Below are 18,391 nucleotides of genomic sequence, written 5' to 3'. Positions count from 1 at the left end.
ACGCCCGTCACCCCACGCCCGTCACCACGGCTGGTCACCACGGGCCGGTCACCCTGCGCCGGTCACCACGGGGGCGCCTCCTGTCACGAGCCCTTCTCGGCCGCCGTCCTCCGCAGCCGCAGGTTCTCCAGCCGGTCGAACCCGTCCAGCAGCCGCTCACCCATGAGCCGGATCCTGCGCAGCGTCGAGGGCGGCAGCAGCAGCGCCCGCAGCCGCCTGCCGCGCGACGCCGTCGCCGCCAGAGCCTTCCGCACCGTGCGCAGATCCTGCCGCACCGGGCCGATCTCGCCGGGCGAGCGGGCGAACAGCGACCGCTCCACCGCCGACGCGATGGCCGTGATGGCCGCCGCCGAGCCGGCGTCGAACTCGTACCGCTCGGCCAGCCTGCGCGCCAGCGCCCGCGGCGTCTCGCTGGTGCCGCGCTCCAGCCCGTAGTCCAGCAGCAGGTCGTCGAGCTCGGCCCAGACGGCCGCGACGGACGGCAGCCGCCCGCTCCCGGCCCTCGCGCCCGCGCTCATGCCCGTCCCCGCTGCCGCACCCGTTCCGGCGCCGGCTCCCGCACCGGAGTCCGCGCGCGACGATCCGTCCGAGGCGCCGCCCGCGCGACCCAGGCGGCGCAGCCGCCGCCCGCGGGCGAGCAGCCGCAGCCCGGCCGGCACGAGCAGGAGCAGCAGGAGCACGCCCGCGCCGATGCCCAGCTGGGCGGCCAGCGGCGTCGACTCCTCCGCCGGCAGCACGCCCGTCTGCAGGGTGGCCTCGCGGTCCAGCTGGCGCGGGTTCTGCCGGGCCTGCGGCGACAGGGGCTCGTCGGCGGAGCTGCTCGTCGCGCCGGGCGACGGCGTGGAGCTGTCACCCACCGGGTCCGGCGGCGGCACCGTGTACGCGGGGACGCGGGCGCTGCCCTGACCCAGCGAGCCGGCCGGCGTCGGCTCGAACGGCAGCCAGCCCACGCCCTCGAAGTACAGCTCGGGCCAGGAGTGGGAGTCGTTCGTCCCGACCGTCCAGCGGTCGCCGGTCTTCGTGCCGCCGGTGTACCCGATCGCCACCCGCGCCGGGATGCCCGTCAGCCTGGCCAGCACCGCCATCGACATGGCGAACTGCTCGCAGTACCCCGCCCGGCTGTGCAGCAGGAAGTCCTCCAGCGCCGAGTTGCCGTGCCCCTGGGTCTGCAGGCTGTAGGTGAAGTTCCCGGTCTTGGTGAAGAACTCCTGCAGCTTGACCGCCGCGTCGTAGTGGGTGCGGGCGCCCTTCGTGATCTCCTGGGCCAGCTCCCGGATCTTGGGGGGCAGGTTGTCCGGCAGCCGCAGGTAGCGGGCGTCGACCCCGGCCGTCGACCGCGGCAGTGACCGCAGCAGGGCGCTGGTCGGCACCGGCTCGCTGCTGCTCACCTTGTACTCCAGGCCCGCGGCGGCCTCCTCCCTGGTCGAGAAGACCATGAGGGTGTCCACGTCGGCCCGCCAGTCGCCGTCCACGCGGACCTGCCTCGGCGGGTACGGCAGCGGCAGGAACGACAGCTTCGCGATCTCGTCGCTGATCTGGATGTCGCTCACCACGTTGGCGACCGGCACGCCCGGTTGGAGGCCGGGCGGCGGCGGGAGCGGGCCGTTCTCGGTCCGGTTGTCCGGCGAGCCCTCCGGATCGGTCATGCCGAACTGCTCGCCGTCGAACGTGTCGAGCGCATAGATCCGCAGGTAGCGAGGCTTGTCGTCGCTGTTGGTGTACGACAGCACGACCCGCTGCTCGGGCAGGTTCAGCTGGCCTCTCAGGCTCGCGATCGGGTTCGCGATGCTGATCGAGTTGCCGGCGCCCGGGCCCCTGCCGCCCACGCCGAAGGTGAAGAACGACACCGGCTCCATCACCGGCAGCGCGGCCGGCACCAGGACGGCGATCACCACCGCGGCGAACCCGATCCGCTTGCCCGACAGCCGCAGCCCCCGCGTGTCGGCGGTCTCCCGCACGCGGACCGGGGCCTGGGCCTGGGCCTGGGGGGCGGCCGCGCGGGTGGTGCGGCGCACCAGCACCGCGCGCCCCCAGTGGCCCACCCGCTCCCGGCCGTCGGCCATGAGCAGCCCCAGGAACCCGGACGCGGCGATCACGAACGCCGGCCAGCCGATCGGGTCGGACAGGATCGTCGCGGGCACCGTGACCAGCGCCAGCAGCGGCAGCCCGGCCAGCGCCGCCCGCCGCGTCCGCGCCGCCAGCAGGTCCACTAGGAGCGCGATCAGCCCCACGCCGCCGCAGGTCAGCAGCGTGATGGCGGTGTTGGCGGGCACCGGCGCGGCGAAGCGCTGGATGTCGTCCCACCCGGCCGCGAGCAGCCGGGCCAGCTCCACCGCCGACGCCCTGGTCGGCAGGACCAGCGCCCAGGCCTTGTCCGAGGCGAACGACGCGGTCAGGTAGATCCACAGCGCGAGCAGGCTCACCAGCGTCGCCGCCCACGCGGGCAGCGACAGCCGGCCGCTCAGCAGGCTCGCGGCCAGGACCGCGAGCACCGCGCCCAGCGTCCCCCAGAACCACGAACCGCCCTCGAACAGCGGATAGAGCAGGATCGAGGAGCAGAACGTGGCCACCGCTGCGGCGACCGACAACCTCATGCCGCACCTCCCGCCGGACTGAACGCGTATCGGCCGCGGTTGGCGGCGGCCTGCCAGACGGAGGCGATCGACGTGCCCGCGGGCAGTCGCACGATGCGCCAGCCGTAGCCGGTCAGCACGGTCTCCACCGCGTGGTAGTCCTCGTCCGAGCCGGGCTCGCTCCCGTCCCAGGTGTTCACGTCGAGCAGCACCGCCACCCCTGTGATGCCGCTGTGCCGCACCCGTCCCAGCTCCCTGGCCTCCTCGGGGTCGAGGGAGCCGAGCACGGCCACGACCAGCCCGTCGCCGCCGCCCTGCCGCAGCGCCGAGACCGCCATGTCCAGGGAGCGGACCGGGCTCTGCCGTACCACGGCCAGCGTGTCCAGCAGCGACCAGCTCAGGCCCGCGTCCGTCAGGTGCTCGGCGCCCTGGTCGGTGACCAGGCGCAGGCCGAGGCCCTCGCGGGCGAGGTGCACGCCGATGGAGGCCGCGGCCGAGACCGCCACCTCGAACGACGAGCGCGGCCCCTCGCCGCGGTGGGCGTGGCGGCGGGTGTCCAGCAGGAGCGCGCCGCGGCTCTGCCACTGCTGCTCCTCGCGCCGCACCATCAGCTCGCCGCGCCGGGCCGTGGACCGCCAGTGGACCCGCCGCAGGTCGTCGCCCTGCCGGTACTCGCGCGGCGCCACGTCGTCGTCGCCGGCCGCGGCCACGCTCCTCGTGCGGCTGTCGCCGCCGCCCGTCCACTCGCCGGACAGCCGTACGTGCGGCAGCGCCACGACCTGCGGCGTCACCACGAGCGTGTCGGCGATCGTGAACGCCCGCGACAGCTCCACCAGCCCGAACGGGTCGGCGATGCGCACCGACAGCGGCCCGATCGTGTAACGGCCGCGCAGGTCGGAGCGGACCCGGTAGTCGATCTCGCGGATGCCGCGGGCCTCGACCTTGTCCAGGACGAACCGGGGCCGCACGCCCAGCGCGTACGGCACCGTGTCCTCGATGAGCAGCAGGCCGGTGGGCAGGCGGGTGACGTTCTCCAGGCGCAGGGTCACGGTGGCCTCCCCGCCCACCTCGGCCCTGGCCGGGTCCAGCCGTCTGGCGCAGCTGAGCCGGTACCGGGTGCGCGCCACCACCATCGCGGCCAGCAGCGGCAGCGCCGCCACCAGCACCCCGATCCTGAACAGGTCGTTCTCGCCCAGCAGAACCGCCATCACCAGCGCCGCGACACCGGAGGCGAGGAACGACCGGCCCCGCGCGGTCAGCGCCCGCAGCCCCGTCCTCACGAGGCGCTGGTCTCCGGCACGGGCACGCGCCTGACGAGGTCGGTCACCACCTGCTCCGGATGACGGCGCTGGCCCTGGGCCTCGACGCTCGGCAGCAGCCGGTGCGCCAGCACGGGCACGGCCAGGTCCTGCAGGTCGTCCGGGATGACGTAGTCGCGGCCGGAGAGCGCGGCGTGTGCCCTGGCCGCGCGGACGAGCTGCAACGTCGAGCGGGGCGAGGCGCCGAGCCGCAGGTCGGGGGAGTGGCGGGTGGCGACGACCAGGTCGATCGCGTACTTCTTGACCGGCTGCGACACGTACACCCCGCGCACCGCCTCGATCAGCGCCCGCACCTCGGCGGTGGTCGCGACCGGCTCCAGCTTGTCCAGCGGGGAGGCGCCGCCGTGGACGTCGAGCATCTCCAGCTCGGCGCGCGGCTCCGGGTATCCCATCGCGACGCGCGCGGTGAAGCGGTCGCGCTGCGCCTCGGGCAGGGGATAGGTGCCCTCCATCTCGATGGGGTTCTGCGTGGCGATCACCATGAAGGGGCTGTCGAGCCGGTACGTCACGCCGTCGACCGTGACCTGGTGCTCCTCCATGCATTCGAGGAGGGCCGACTGCGTCTTGGGCGAGGCCCGGTTGATCTCGTCCCCGACCACGATGTTGGCGAAGACGGGGCCGGGCTTGAACTCGAACTCGCGCGTCTGCTGGTTGTAGGCGCTGACGCCGGTGATGTCGCTGGGCAGAAGGTCGGGGGTGAACTGCACCCGGCGCACCGGGCAGTCGATGGAGCGCGCCAGCGCCTTGGCCAGCATGGTCTTGCCGACGCCGGGGACGTCCTCGATCAGCAGGTGACCCTCGGCGAGCAGCACGGTGAGGGTCAGCCGGACAGCGTCGCTCTTGCCTTCGACGACCGACTCGATGGCCTCGCGGATCCGGTGCGCGGTGGAGACCAGCTCCTCGAGCTGGTGAGGGACGTCATGGGTAACTGCCACCAGGCCTCCATGAGAAGAAGTGCGACGGTCGTCCCGGCCGGCGGCGGAGCCATTGCGGGAGCCATGCCGTTCCTTTTCCATTGTGTGTACGACCCTACGATGCTGCGGGTTCTGGGGCGACATTTGCCGATTTTCCAGAGAACTTGGACAGTGTCCTGTTCTCGTGCCATAGCCGTGCGAATCCGGTGACATCGGGGCTACCATGCGCGCCCCACTTTCCTCCACGCATGTGGCTCCGCGCGCTCGTTCCGTTCTGCGGCGGCTTTTCCCGCCCCCTCGACACGCCCGCCACGGCCGGCGCGCCCCTCGCGCCCCCCACCGCACTCCACCTCTCTGACCTGCGAAAACGCGAGCAGATCGGCCCGCGACATGGGGTTGAATCAGTTGACGGTGGGGAGAAGTGGAGTATGGTGGTGCGCAGTGGAGGGCCGGTGCGCCAGCGTCGAGCGCTTCACTAGGCACGGGAGGTGGAGCCGATGTTCCTCGGCACCCATCAACCGCGTCTGGACGACAAGGGACGGCTGTTCCTGCCGGCTAAGTACCGTGAGGAGCTGGCGGAGGGTCTTGTGATCACCAAAGGCCAGGAGCGATGCCTCTACGTTTTTCCCGTGGAGGAGTTCCAGCGCATAACCGAGGCTCTCAGTACCGCCCCGGTCACCGCCAAGGCGGTGCGTGACTACAGCCGCGTCTTCTTCGCCAGCGCGTCCGACGAGACCCCCGACAAGCAGGGCCGCATCACCATCCCGCAGAGCCTGCGCCAGTACGCCGGCCTGCAACGCGACTGCGTCGTCATCGGGGCCAACACCCGGTTGGAGATCTGGGACGCGCAGGCGTGGGACACCTACCTCAACGCACAGGAGCAGGCGTTCGCCGATCTGTCGGAGGAGGTGCTGCCAGGGATCTTGTAGAAGTCACGGTTGATCCGTCGGAGATGTCGTTCGGCGAGGTCTCCACCCGCAACCACTGCCGGCCAGCTGATGCACCTTCCCCGGTGTCAGATGGCGGGCTTCCACGAAGAGGGTGCGGATGGGGACCTGGCCGGGCGGCACCGGGTGGGGACCCAGGCAAGGCCGATAGGATCGCCGACCGCGTCATCCGCGAGCAAAGGACGCGAGAGGGGGGTTGGAGATGCACGACGCCACAGGTACGGGTGGTCACGTTCCGGTCATGCTCGACCGCGTACTGGAGCTGCTGGCTCCGGCGCTGGGCGGTGAGCGGCCCGTCGTCGTCGACGCCAACCTCGGCCTCGGTGGCCACTCGGAGGCCCTGCTCGCCGCCTATCCCGCACTTCACCTGATCGGCATCGACCGCGACCCGTTCGCGATCGACTTCTCCACGCGCAGGCTCGCCCCCTACGCGGAACGGACCACCCTGGTCCACGCCTCCTCCGACCAGCTCGCCGAGGTGCTCGCCGCCACCGGCCCCGCCCTCGGCCGCGCCACGGTCGACGGTGTGCTGTTCGACCTGGGGGTCTCCTCACCGCAGCTGGACGAGGCCGAGCGCGGGTTCGCGTACTCCTATGACGCCCCGCTGGACATGCGGATGGACACCGAGCAGGAGCTCACGGCGGAGAAGGTGGTCAATACCTACTCAGCCGGGGACCTAGTCCGCATCCTCCGCGATTACGGCGAGGAACGGTTCGCACCGCGTGTCGCTGGCCTAATTGTCAAGGAAAGGGCCAAGGAGGCCATAACGTCGACGAAGCGGCTTGCGGAGATCGTTCGTCAAGCGATTCCCGCCGCTACCCGGCGCACCGGTGGCAACCCCGCCAAGAGGACTTTCCAAGCGCTGCGCATCGAGGTCAACGCGGAGCTCGCCGCCCTGGAGGCGGCGCTGCCCGCGGCCCTCGACGCGCTGACACTCGGTGGGCGAGTCGTCGTGCTCTCCTACCACTCCCTGGAGGACCGGCTCACCAAGCAGGTCCTCACGGCGCGAACCAGGGACACCAGCCCTCCCGGGCTCCCCGTCCCGCTGCCGGCACACCAGCCGCGGTTCCGCCTGGTGACGAGGGGGGCCGAGCTCCCCGGCGAAGAAGAGCTCGCCCGCAACCCGCGGGCGGCCTCGGCCCGGCTTCGGGCGGCAGAGAGGATCCGTGTTGACGACCACGACTGAGCAGGAGACCAGGCGGCGCGCCTCCGCCCGCGGCACCGTGCTCGAGCCCGGCGCGCCCGAGACGGCCGCGGCCGGCACCGCCGTGCCCGGCGCGCCCGCGTCCGACCTCGGCCCGTCCGGCCGTGGGGCGTCCGGTTCCGGCTCGGCCGCCTCCGGTGAGGCCGCCGCGGGCACCGCCACGCCCGAGATCACCCTGCCTGACCTCACGCCGCCCGAGCCCAAGCCCGGCGCGTCCAGGCCGGGCGGGGCCCGGTCAGGCTCCACGCGCGGGGGTGTCAAGGGCGGTGCCGCGAGCAGGCGCAGGCCCGCCCCTCCGCAGCAGCCGAAGAGCGGCACCCGCACGCTCACCGGCCCGGGAGGCACGGGCCAGGCAGGCAAGGCGGCGGGAGGCACGGCCCCGGCCGCGCCGCCCGCCCGGCCGTCCGGCGAGCCGGCCACCCGGCCCGCCCCGGAGCCCGGCACGGCACCCGGTCAGGAGCCGTCGCCGGCGTCCCGGCCGATCCCGCGTCCGCGCCCGGCCGCCGAGTCCGACCCCGCGCGGCCCCGGCGCGAGCGCGTCGCCCGTCCCGCCGGCCGGGCCGTCCCGGCGCGCCGCCGCCAGCGGGCGCCGTTCGTGCTGCTCGTCGTGGGGCTGCTCTGTGGCGGCCTGGTCAGCCTGCTCCTGCTCAACACCGTGCTCGCCCAGGACTCGATCACCGCCTCGCGGCTGCGCGGCGAGATCGCCGCCGCCCGCCAGCACAACGAGCGGCTCAAGCAGCTGATCGAGCAGGAGACGCAGGCCGACGTCATCGCCAGGCGCGCCGAGGACCAGGGCCTCCACCTCGACAACACCATCAACCCGCTCACCCTGGGCGACAAGGGCACGGGCACCGCCGCCAAGCCGGGCACCGGCACGGGTACGGGCGCCGACAAGCGCACGGGCACCGGCGAGGAGACCGCGACCGGCACCCGTACCAGCACGGGCACCGGCGAGGAGACCGCGACCGGCACCCGTACCAGCACGGGCACCGGCGAGGAGACCGCGACCGGCACCCGTACCAGCACGGGCGCCGACACCGCGACCGGCAAGCCCGGCGCCACGGCGGAGTCCGGCACCGGGACCGGCGGCACGGCCGACACCGGGGCCGCGACCAGCGGCACCGCCGACAGCACCGCAGACAGCGCGGCCGACACCGGGCGGGTGGGCCAGACCCGGTGAGCACCACAGGCGGCAGGGGCCAGGGGCCCGGCCGTGGCGGGGGCGGCGCCGGCTCTCAAGGAGGGCCCGGCGCCGCCCGTCGTACGTCCGGCGGCCCCGGCCGGTCGGGAAGACAGGCGGGCTCGGCCCGTTCGGAGGGGGCGGACCGTCCGCCGTCCGACGAGCGGCGCGACCCGCGTAAGCGGCCCGACCCGTTCGACCTGCCTTTCGACCTCTCGTCCGGCCCGTCCGGCGACGACGCCGACGACCAGCCGCGCGGCCGTGCGCCGCGGGGCCGCGCCCCGCAGGACCCGCGCACGCGCCAGGACCCGGCGACCGGCCGCGACCCCGTCGGCGGCCGCACGCGCCGCGACCGTGACGACGACGCCCAGGACGCTCCACGTGGTCGTACCCGCCAGGATCGGGACGGGGAGCCCCAGGACCTTCCGCGCGGCCGCCTGCGCCGCGATCGCGACGAGGACCCGCAGGACGTCCCGCGCGGCCGTCTGCGCCGTGACCGCGACGAGGACCCGCAGGACGTCCCGCGCGGCCGTCTGCGCCGTGACCGCGACGACGACGCGTCAGGCACCGGACGCGGCCCCACAGGCCGGGACCGGGACGACGACCCGTCGGACGTGCCGCGCGGCCGTACCCGGCGGGACCGTGACGGGGATCCGCAGGAGGCTCCACGTGGGCGTCTGCGGCGCGACCGGGACGACGAGCCGCGGGACCTCCCACGCGGCCGGCTGCGTCAGGACCGGGACGGCGATTCCCGGGACACCCCGCGCGGCCGTGCGCCGCAGGACGAGGTCCGCGGGCGGTCCGCCGACCGCCGGCCGGCCGACCGGTCCGGCGGCCGGGCGGCCCAGGACCGGATGACCGGCCGGCCCGAGCGGGACGCCGGAGAGCGCAGCCCCCGCCACGACGACGAGACCGCGGACTGGGACCCCCTCGCCGGCTCCGCCCGCGCCCGGCGCACGGCGCGGGGTCGCGACGACCTCCCGCCCGTCCGGGGAGCGCGCGACGACGCGCCGCCGGCCCGCGCCCGACGCCAGGACGACGGTGACGGCCCGCGCGCCCGCTCACGCCAGGACGACGGTGACGGGCCGCGCGCCCGCTCACGCCAGGAGGCGCCGGGCCGGGCCGCCCGCGCCCGGCAGGACGACGACGCCGCCGCCGGTCGGGGTCGTACGCGCGCGGGCACCGAGGGGCCGGCCGGACGAGACCGCGCCGACGCCGGGGAGCCGGGCGGCCACGGCCGTGCCCGCCAGGACGGGCCGCAGGGCACACGCGGGGCCGCCCCCCAGGACCGCGACCCCCGCGACCGGGCCACCGCACGCGACCGCGCCACCGCCCAGGACCGTGCCAGGGACAGGGAACGGGACCGCGACAGGGACCCGCGCGGCCGCGCGCCCCGAGATCCTCAGGACCGGGGCGCGCACGACCGCGACCCGCACGACCGTGGCGCCCGAGACCGGGCCGCCCACGGCAGGTCACCCCAAGGCAGGGCCGCTCAAGGCAGGATGCCCCAGGACGGCCAGGAGCGGCTCAGGGGGCGCGCGCCCAAGGACGGCCCCGGCGGGCCACGGGGCGGCGCTCCCCGCCGCGGCGGCCCCTCCAGCGCCTTCGGGCGCGGCCTCGGCGCCCTGCTCCAACGCGCCGCCGGAGGCCGCGACGGTGGCGGCCGCGACAGTGGTGGCCGCGACGGTGGAGGCCGAGGCGGCGGGCGCAGGCCGCCGTCGTCCCGGCCCGCCAAGCCACCCCTCGTCCTGCGTCTCGGCAGCCCGCGCCGGCGCATCAACGTGGGGCTCATCGGCATGACCTTCATCCTGTCGATCTTCGCCGGCCGGCTGATCCAGATGCAGGGTCTCGACTCCAAGGTGTACGAGGCGCGGGCCGCCGACCAGCGCCTGCAGACCCAGCAGATCCCGGCCAAGCGCGGCACGATAACCGACGTCAACGGCCACCCGCTGGCCGTCACCGCCGAGGCGCGCGAGATCGCCATCGACCCCACCGTGGTGCCCGTCCCCGCGCGGCCCATGGTCGCCCAGGCCCTCGCCGCGCACCTGGGCAGGACCGAGCAGGAGATGGCCGCCAAGCTGGCCCAGCCCGGCACCCGCTACCAGTTGCTGGCCCGGGACGTCGACCCGGTCGTCGCGAGCCGCCTGCTGAAGGCCGGCGTCCCCGGGCTGACCGCGAAGAAGACCTACCGGCGGCTCTATCCGGCGGGCGATCTGGCGGGCAGCCTCATCGGGTTCGTCGGTGACGAGGGCAAGGGCCTCGGCGGCATCGAGGCGACCAAGAACTCCCTGCTGGCCGGCCGCGACGGCGAGCAGCGGGCCGAGACCGGCCGTGACGGCCAGCCCATCCCCATGACCAGCACCCGGCGCACCGCCCCGGTGGACGGCCGCGACGTGCGGCTGACCATCGACCGCGACATCCAGTGGGCCGCCCAGCGGTCCCTCACCGAGCAGGTGAAGGAGGCCGGCGCGAGCAGCGGCACCGTCATCGTCATGGACGTCCGGACGGCGCAGATCATCGCCATGGCCAACAGCCCGGAGCTCGACCTGAACAACTGGAGCAAGTCCCCGGCCAGCCTGTACGTCAACCGGGCCGCCGCCGACGTGTTCGAGCCGGGCAGCACCAACAAGGTCATCACCGCGGCGGCGACCCTGGAGGCCGGCGTGGTGAGCCCGGACACGGTCTTCCAGGTCAAGGACAACATCCAGTGCGCCGACCGGGTGCTGCGCGACGCCCACCCGCATCCGGCCGAGGCGATGACGTTCCGCGAGGCCATGGCCCAGTCCAGCAACGTCGCGACCATCATGGCCGCCCGCAAGATCGGCAGCGAGCGGCTGTACCGGATGCTCAAGGCGTTCGGCTTCGGCGCGGCGCCCGGCGGCGGCGTGCCCGGGGCCGGGGCCGGGCTGCTGCCCGACTACAAGACCTGGTCCGGCAGCCAGAGCTGCACGGTCGCCTACGGGCAGGGCGTGTCGGTGACCGCGCTGCAGATGGCCAGCGTGTACCAGACGATCGCCAACGGCGGCGTGAAGATCGACCCGCAGATCGTCGCGGGCACGACCGACGCGTCCGGGAGGTTCGTCCCGTCGGCTCCGGGCAGGAAGACCCGGGTGGTCAGTGAGAGGACCGCCAAGGAGATCGGCACCATGCTCGAGGCCGCGGTGAGCGCCCAGGGCACCGGCGAGCTGGCCGCCATCCCCGGGTACCGGGTGGCGGGCAAGACGGGCACCGCGGACCGCTACGATCAGCAGTTGGGCCGTTACGACGGCTATACTGCGTCGTTCGCGGGGTTCAGCCCCGCCGACGCGCCGCGGCTCGTGGTGCTGTCGGTGCTGCAGAACCCGAAGAACGGTCACTTCGGCGGGCAGATCGCCGCGCCCGTGTTCAAGGATGTGATGACGTTCGCCATCAAGAGCAGGAAGATCCCGCCCACGGGTTCCGCCGCGCCCGCGGTGCGGACTCGCGCGGGACAGTGACCGGGAAAGGTACGCTGCCGCCGTGCGTCCCCCGTCGTCTATGCGTCCAACGACCAGTCCGCCCCGTCCGCTGACCGGGCTGGCGACCATGCTCGATGCCGAGCCCGGCTCGGCGAGGTCGCCCCACGCCGCGCTGACCGGCGTCACCATCGACTCGCGCGAGGTGCGGCGCGGCGATCTCTACGTGGCCCTGCCCGGCCGGCAGGCGCACGGCGCGGCCTTCGCGGCGCAGGCCATGGCGAGCGGCGCCGCGGCCGTCCTCACCGACGAGGCGGGCCGTGAGCAGGCCGTCGCCACCGGGCTGCCGGTGCTGGTCGTCCCCGATCCGCGCGCCCTGCTCGGGCAGATCGCCTCCTGGGTGTACGGCCAGCCGGCCCACGACATCCAGGTGCTCGGCGTGACCGGCACCAGCGGCAAGTCCACCACCACGTTCCTGCTGGAGGCCGGGCTGCGGGCGGCCGGCCACACCACGGGCCTGGTGGGCGGCGTCGAGATCCACGCGGGCGGCCTGGAGTTCGTGCCGCGGCTGACCACGCCGGAGGCGTCGGACCTGCACGGCCTGTTCGCCCTCATGCGGGAGCGGGGCGTGACGGCGGCGGCCATGGAGGTCTCCAGCCACGCGCTGGCGCTCGGCCGGGTCGACGGCGTCTTCTACGACGTGGCGCTGTTCACCAACCTGTCGCAGGACCACCTCGACTTCCACAAGGACCTCGACGACTACTTCTCCACCAAGGTGCGGCTCTTCCAGCCCGAGATGTGCCGCGTGGGCGTCACCAACCTCGACGACCCGCACGGCCGTGAGCTGCTGTCGCGGGCCAAGGTGCCGATGACGACGTTCTCGGCGCTCGGCGACCCGCAGGCGTCCTGGCGGGCGCTCGACACGCGGCTCGGCGCGGACGGCAGCTCGTTCCGCGTGGTGGGCCCCGGCGGGGTCGAGGCCGACGCGCAGATCTCGCTGCCCGGCCCGTTCAACGTGGCCAACGCGCTCGGCGCCGTCGTCACCCTCGTCGAGTCCGGCGTGCCGCTCCAGACGGCCGTCCACGGCGTCGGCACGCTCACCGGGGTGCCCGGCCGCATGGAGCGGGTCACGGGCGCGGGCGACGAGTTCCAGGCCGTCGTCGACTACTCGCACAAGCCCGGCGCGGTCGAGTCGGTGCTGCTCTCGCTGCGTGAGGTCACCGCGGGCCGGCTCACGGTGGTGATCGGCTGTGGCGGCGACCGTGACACCGGCAAGCGGCCGCTCATGGGCGAGGCCGCGGCCCGGCTGGCCGATGTGGCGATTTTCACCAGTGACAATCCCCGTTCCGAGGATCCGCTGGCCATCCTGGCCGCGATGATGGACGGAGCGCTCCACGTTCCGCAGCAGGACCGCGCTCATGTGATCATTGAGCCTGACCGCGCGGCCGCGATCGAGCTGGCGGTCGGCCGGGCCGGCCGCGGCGACGTAGTCGTGGTGGCGGGCAAGGGCCATGAGCAGGGTCAGTACATTTCAGGCGAGGTGATCCCCTTCGACGACCGCGAGGTCGTCGCCCGGGCGATCGACGCACGCAAGGAAAGCAGGAAGCACGCATGATCCCGTTGCCTCTGGCCAGGATCGCCGAGATCACCTCGGGGGCCCTGTCGGGCATGGCCGACCCCCGCGCGGTGGTCCGCGGCCCGGTGGTGATCGACTCGCGGGACGTCGGACCGGGATCGCTGTTCGTCGCCTTCGCGGGCGCGCGCGTCGACGGTCACGACTACGCCGCCCAGGCGGTCCGGGCCGGAGCCGTCGCGGTGCTCGCGAGCCGGCCGGTCGACGCGCCCGCGATCGTGGTGCCCGACACCGCCGCCGCGCTGGCGGCCCTGGCCACCGCGCACGCCGCGGCGCTGCCGGACGCCACCGTGGTGGGCATCACCGGCTCGGCCGGCAAGACGACCACCAAAGACCTGCTGGCCCGGCTGACGGCCCGCATGGGGCCCACGATCGCGCCGGTCGGCTCGTACAACAACGAGATCGGCCACCCGCTGACCGTGCTCAAGGCCGACCACGAGACCCGGTTCATGGTGCTGGAGCTGAGCGCCCGCAACATCGGCCACATCCGCGCGCTGACCCGCATCGCGCCGCCCCGCATCGGCGTGGTCCTCAACGTCGGCACCGCCCACCTCGGCGTGTTCGGCGGCAAGGAGGCCATCGCCAAGGCCAAGGGCGAGCTGGTCGAGGCCCTGCCGCGCGCCGGCGTCGCCGTGCTCAACGCCGACGACCCGCTGGTGCGCGAGATGGCCTCGCGGACCGAGGCGCGCGTCACCCTGTTCGGGCGCTCGCCGGAGGCCGCCATCCGCGCCGAGGACGTCACGGTCGACGAGCGCGGCCGCGCCTCGTACACGCTGACCACCCCCTCCGGCTCCGCCCGGATCTCCCTCAAGCTGTACGGCGAGCCGGCGGTCGAGAACTCCCTGGCCGCCGCCGCGGCGGCCTACGAGCTGGGCCTGCCGGTCGCCACCATCGCCGCGGAGCTGAGCGAGGCCACCCCGCGCAGCCGGTGGCGGATGGAGGTCACCGACCGGCCCGACGGCGTGACCGTGATCAACGACGCGTACAACGCCAACCCCGACTCCATGCGGGCCGCCTTCGCGGCGCTCGGCACGCTCGGCGGCGGCAGGCGCCGCTTCGCCGTCATCGCCGCCCTGCGGGAGCTGGGCGAGGACGGCACGGCGCTCAACACGGACCTGGGCCGCCTGGCGGGCGGCGCGGGCCTGGCGGGGCTGGTCGTCGCCGGCCCGGACGCCGCCCCGGTGCTGGAGGGCGCGTTCGCGGCGGCCGGCGGCCACGGGGCCGCCCCCGAGCCGCGGGAGAGCCACACCCAACTGACGGACATGTCCGGAACGGGCGACATGCCGATCGTGCACGTTCCTGACGCGGAGGCCGCCGCGGCGCAGGTGTCGCAGTGGCTGCGGCCCGGCGACGTCGTGCTCGTCAAGGGGCCCCGCGCGATGAGCCTTGAGAGGACGGCCGAGCTGCTGCTCGGGGGTGCCACCCAGTGACCAACATCATCATTGCCGGCGCGGTGGGACTCATCCTGTCGATGCTCGGCACCCCCCTGGCCATCCGGCTGCTCTCCCGTCGTGGCTACGGCCAGGAGATCCGCGAGGAGGGCCCGTCCGGCCACTACGACAAGCGCGGCACCCCCACCATGGGCGGCATCGTCATCGTGCTGGCCTCGCTGCTGGCCTACGGCGGCTCCCACCTCGCCACGCTGGCGCCGCCGACCGTCTCGGGCCTGCTCGTGCTGTTCCTGATGACCGGCCTCGGCGCGGTCGGCTTCCTCGACGACTTCATCAAGATCTACAAGCAGCGCAGCCTGGGCCTGCGCAGCGGCGCCAAGGCGCTGGGCCAGCTCGTCGTCGGCGCCGTCTTCGCGGTGATGGTGACGCAGCAGGCCAACGTCTACGGCATCACGCCGGCCGAGACCCGGCTGTCGTTCCTGCGCGACTTCGGGCCGTCCATCGGCCTCTTCGGGTTCACCATCTGGGTGCTGATCATGATCGTCGGCTTCTCCAACGCGGTGAACCTCACCGACGGCCTCGACGGCCTGGCCAGCGGCGCGACCGGCGTGGTCCTGGCCGCGTACGTGCTGATCGGCAACTGGCAGCTGCGCAACAACTGCATCGACCAGCTCGGCCCCAACTGCTACTGGGTCCGCGACCCGCTCGACCTGGCCGTGGTGGCCGCCGCCGTGCTCGGGGCGCTGATCGGGTTCCTGTGGTGGAACGCGCCCCCGGCCAAGATCTTCATGGGCGACACCGGGTCCCTGGCGCTGGGCGGCGTGCTCGCCGGCCTGGCCATCGCCACCCGCACGCAGCTCCTGCTCATCATCCTCGCCGGGCTGTGCGTGATCATCACCCTGTCGGTGATCATCCAGGTGGGCTCCTTCAAGATGACCGGGAAACGCGTGTTCAGGATGGCGCCGCTCCAGCACCACTTCGAGCTGAAGGGCTGGGCGGAGACCACGATCGTGGTCCGGTTCTGGCTGATCGCCATGCTGTGCGCGGCCCTCGGCCTCGGCCTGTTCTACGTCGAGTGGATGCCGCGGTGAGCCCGGCCCCGTCATCGGCACAGGGCGTCACCTGCGTCGCCGGGCTCGGCGTCTCAGGCATCGCCGTGGCCGAGGCGCTGGCCGCGCGCGGGGAGCGGGTCGTGGTCGTGGAGGCCGCCGAGGGGGAGCGCCAGCTCCGGGCCGCCGCCGAGCTGGCCCCGCTGGGCGTCGAGGTGCGCTTCGGCGCCGCGGGGCTCCCCGAGGGCGTCACCCGGCTCGTCACCACCGGCTGGGCGCCCCACCACCCGCTGATCGCCGCCGCCCTCCGCGCGGGCGTCGAGGTGGTCGGGGAGGTCGAGCTGGCCTGGCGGCTGCGCCCGGCCGGCGCGGCCCCCTGGCTCGCCCTGACCGGCACCAACGGCAAGACCACCGCCGTGCGCATGCTGACGTCCATCCTGCTCGCCTCCGGACGCCGGGCGCTCGCCGTGGGCAACGTCGGCGAGCCCGTCATCCGGGCCGTCACCCGTACCTCCGGGGAGCCGTACGACGCGCTCGCGGTCGAGCTGTCCAGCTTCCAGCTCCACTGGTCGGGCTCGCTGGCCCCGCTGGCCGCCGCGGTCCTCAACGTCGCGCCGGACCATCTCGACTGGCACGGCTCGATGGAGGCGTACGCCGCCGCCAAGGGCCGCGTCTTCGAGCGGGCCGGCACCGTCGTCTACAACGCCGACGACCCCGAGGCCGCCCGGCTGGCCGAGCCGTACCCGGGGGCCGTCGGCTTCACGCTGCGCGTGCCGAGGCCCGGGCAGGTGGGCGTGGTCGAGGACCTCCTCGTGGACCGGGCGTTCGTCGCCGACCCGGTGGAGGCCGCCGAGGAGCTGGCCACGCTGGCCGACGTGCGCCCGCTCGCCCCCCACAACGTGGCCAACGCCCTGGCCGCCGCCGCGCTGGCCCGCGCCGCCGGCGTGCCGGCCTCCGCCGTACGGCAGGGCCTGCGCGACTTCGTGCCCGACCCGCACCGCATCGCCCATGTCGCCCGGATCGGCGAGGTGGACTACGTGGACGACTCCAAGGCCACCAACCCGCACGCCGCGGCGGCGGCCCTGTCGGCCTACCCGTCGATCGTGTGGGTCGCGGGCGGCCAGCTCAAGGGCGCCGACGTGGACGACCTGGTGCGCCGGGCCGCCCCGAGGCTGCGCGGGGCCGTGCTGCTGGGCGCCGACCGGGGCGTCATCGCCGAAGCACTCGCGCGACACGCCCCGAATGTCCCCGTCGTGGACATCCCCGCCCAAGACACTGGTGCGATGGACAGAGTCGTCACCGAAGCCGCCCGCCTGGCCCGTCCGGGCGACACCGTGCTGCTCTCCCCGGCCGGCGCGTCGCTCGACATGTTCGCCGGGTACCCGGCTCGGGGGGAGGCCTTCGCGCGTGCCGTACGCGAGCTGAAGGCCGCCACGTGAGCGCCACCACCGAGGACCGGCCGCGCCAGAGCGCCGTCGAGGGGCCGTCCGGCTGGGCGCGCGAGCACCTCGCGTCGCTGCGTGAGCTGCTGGGCAAGCCGCTGACCACGTACTACCTCATCATCGGGTGCAGCGCCCTGCTGCTCGCGCTCGGGCTGATGATGGTCCTGTCGGCCTCCAGCATCGAGGCGATGCAGAAGACCGGCAACCCGTTCTCCTGGTTCATCAAGCAGTCGTTCTCGGCGGCGCTGGGCGTGCCCGTGATGTGGGCCTGCTCGCGGCTGCCGCACCGGTTCTTCCGGTGGGCCGGCTATCCCCTGATGGCGCTGTCGATCATCGCGCTGGTCATGGTGCTGTTCATCGGCTCGTCCGAGCTGGGCGCGCAGCGCTGGATCTACGTCGGCCCGCTCACCCTCCAGCCGTCCGAGCCGGCCAAGCTGGGCCTCGCGCTGTGGGGAGCCGACCTGCTGGCCCGGCGGGCCCGGCACGGCCGCATCGAGTGGCGGCACATGCTGATCCCGCTCATGCCCGGCACGGTGATCCTGGCCGTCATGGTCATGCTCGGCCGCGACCTCGGCACGACCCTCGTGCTGTTCATGATCTTCCTGGCGCTGCTGTGGGTGGTGGGGGCGCCGATCAAGCTGTTCGCCGGCATCCTGGCCCTCGCCGTGCTGGCCGCCATGATCATGATCAAGGTCGAGCCGTACCGGATGGCCCGCATCAGCTCGTTCCTCGACCCGTGGGCCGACGCGCAGGGCTACGGCTACCAGGCGGTGCAGGGGCAGATCGCGATGGGCTCCGGCGGCTGGTTCGGGCTCGGCCTGGGCAGCAGCCGGGCCAAGTGGAGCTGGCTGCCCCACGGCGAGAGCGACTTCATCTTCGCCATCCTCGGCGAGGAGCTCGGCCTCATGGGGACCCTGGTGGTCGTGGCGCTGTTCGGCCTGCTCGGCTACGCGGGGCTGCGCGTGGCCACCCGGGTCAACGACCCGTTCGTCCGGCTGGCCGCCGCCGCGATCGTGGCCTGGATCGCCGGTCAGGCCATCGTCAACATGGGCGCCGTCCTCGGCGTGCTGCCCATCACCGGCATCCCGCTGCCCCTCGTCTCGTACGGCGGGTCGGCCCTGCTGCCCACGCTCGCCGCGCTCGGCATGCTGCTGTCGTTCGCCAAACGCGAGCCGGGCGCCCGCGAGGCCCTCGCGGCCCGTGGCCCCGGACCGGTCCTCCGGGCCCTAAGCTGGCTGGGCCTGGGAGGCATCGCCAGAGGCAGGGCACGGCGCCAGGGCACGACGGTCGGGGCACGACGGTAGG

General features: G+C 74.1%; 12 protein-coding genes. 9 read left to right on the top strand and 3 right to left on the bottom strand.

Annotated features, from left to right (window positions below; genetic code table 11):
* Positions 1-83: 83 nt before the first annotated feature.
* From ACIBG4_RS03035 to ACIBG4_RS03025, 3 genes are read right to left on the bottom strand one after another with little or no spacing between them, the layout of a single operon-like run.
* Complete coding sequence (locus ACIBG4_RS03035; protein ID WP_397200421.1) at positions 84-2,594, bottom strand: transglutaminaseTgpA domain-containing protein; 2,511 nt, start codon at positions 2,592-2,594, stop codon at positions 84-86.
* Entirely contained in the window at positions 2,591-3,853 is a 1,263-nt protein-coding gene (locus tag ACIBG4_RS03030; protein ID WP_355453700.1) for a DUF58 domain-containing protein, read from the bottom strand. The genes ACIBG4_RS03035 and ACIBG4_RS03030 overlap by 4 nt, the downstream gene beginning before the upstream one ends.
* On the bottom strand, positions 3,850-4,827 hold the full coding sequence (locus ACIBG4_RS03025; RefSeq protein WP_397200419.1) for an AAA family ATPase: 978 nt from the start codon (positions 4,825-4,827) through the stop codon (positions 3,850-3,852). Before ACIBG4_RS03025 ends, ACIBG4_RS03030 begins: the two co-directional genes overlap by 4 nt.
* A gap of 476 nt (positions 4,828-5,303) precedes the next feature.
* Here ACIBG4_RS03025 and mraZ point away from each other — a divergent pair, with 476 nt between their 5' ends.
* The 9 genes from mraZ to ftsW all read left to right on the top strand — a co-directional run bounded on the left by mraZ (position 5,304) and on the right by ftsW (position 18,390).
* A complete protein-coding gene (gene mraZ, locus ACIBG4_RS03020; RefSeq protein ID WP_253765269.1) occupies positions 5,304-5,735 on the top strand; it encodes a division/cell wall cluster transcriptional repressor MraZ in 432 nt (143 codons plus the stop codon).
* Positions 5,736-5,994: 259 nt separating this feature from the next.
* Positions 5,995-6,939, top strand: a complete 945-nt coding sequence (rsmH, locus tag ACIBG4_RS03015; RefSeq protein ID WP_397200418.1) for a 16S rRNA (cytosine(1402)-N(4))-methyltransferase RsmH — start codon at positions 5,995-5,997, stop codon at positions 6,937-6,939.
* Positions 6,923-8,137 (top strand): hypothetical protein, encoded by a 1,215-nt coding sequence (locus ACIBG4_RS03010; RefSeq protein ID WP_397200417.1) that lies wholly within the window; start codon positions 6,923-6,925, stop codon positions 8,135-8,137. The genes rsmH and ACIBG4_RS03010 overlap by 17 nt, the downstream gene beginning before the upstream one ends.
* Entirely contained in the window at positions 8,134-11,613 is a 3,480-nt protein-coding gene (locus ACIBG4_RS03005; RefSeq protein ID WP_397200416.1) for a penicillin-binding transpeptidase domain-containing protein, read from the top strand. Before ACIBG4_RS03010 ends, ACIBG4_RS03005 begins: the two co-directional genes overlap by 4 nt.
* A 40-nt stretch (positions 11,614-11,653) precedes the next feature.
* Positions 11,654-13,186 carry a UDP-N-acetylmuramoyl-L-alanyl-D-glutamate--2,6-diaminopimelate ligase gene (locus ACIBG4_RS03000; protein ID WP_397200415.1) on the top strand — a complete coding sequence of 511 codons (1,533 nt, stop codon included), beginning with the start codon at positions 11,654-11,656 and terminating at the stop codon, positions 13,184-13,186.
* Entirely contained in the window at positions 13,183-14,634 is a 1,452-nt protein-coding gene (gene murF, locus ACIBG4_RS02995; RefSeq protein WP_397200414.1) for a UDP-N-acetylmuramoyl-tripeptide--D-alanyl-D-alanine ligase, read from the top strand. The genes ACIBG4_RS03000 and murF overlap by 4 nt, the downstream gene beginning before the upstream one ends.
* On the top strand, positions 14,631-15,686 hold the full coding sequence (gene mraY / locus ACIBG4_RS02990; RefSeq protein WP_310709324.1) for a phospho-N-acetylmuramoyl-pentapeptide-transferase: 1,056 nt from the start codon (positions 14,631-14,633) through the stop codon (positions 15,684-15,686). Before murF ends, mraY begins: the two co-directional genes overlap by 4 nt.
* The gene (murD, locus tag ACIBG4_RS02985; protein ID WP_397200413.1) at positions 15,683-17,083 is read left to right on the top strand and encodes a UDP-N-acetylmuramoyl-L-alanine--D-glutamate ligase; all 1,401 of its coding nucleotides are present in this window, start codon (positions 15,683-15,685) and stop codon (positions 17,081-17,083) included. The genes mraY and murD overlap by 4 nt, the downstream gene beginning before the upstream one ends.
* Positions 17,080-18,390 carry a putative lipid II flippase FtsW gene (gene ftsW / locus ACIBG4_RS02980; RefSeq protein ID WP_397200412.1) on the top strand — a complete coding sequence of 437 codons (1,311 nt, stop codon included), beginning with the start codon at positions 17,080-17,082 and terminating at the stop codon, positions 18,388-18,390. Before murD ends, ftsW begins: the two co-directional genes overlap by 4 nt.
* Position 18,391 lies beyond the last annotated feature (1 nt).

It is taken from the genome of Nonomuraea sp. NPDC050383 (genome assembly GCF_044459125.1).
Classification (GTDB): Bacteria; Actinomycetota; Actinomycetes; order Streptosporangiales; family Streptosporangiaceae; genus Nonomuraea.
The sequence above is the reverse complement of the archived record's forward strand: the minus strand, read 5'-3'. Positions and strand labels throughout refer to the sequence as shown.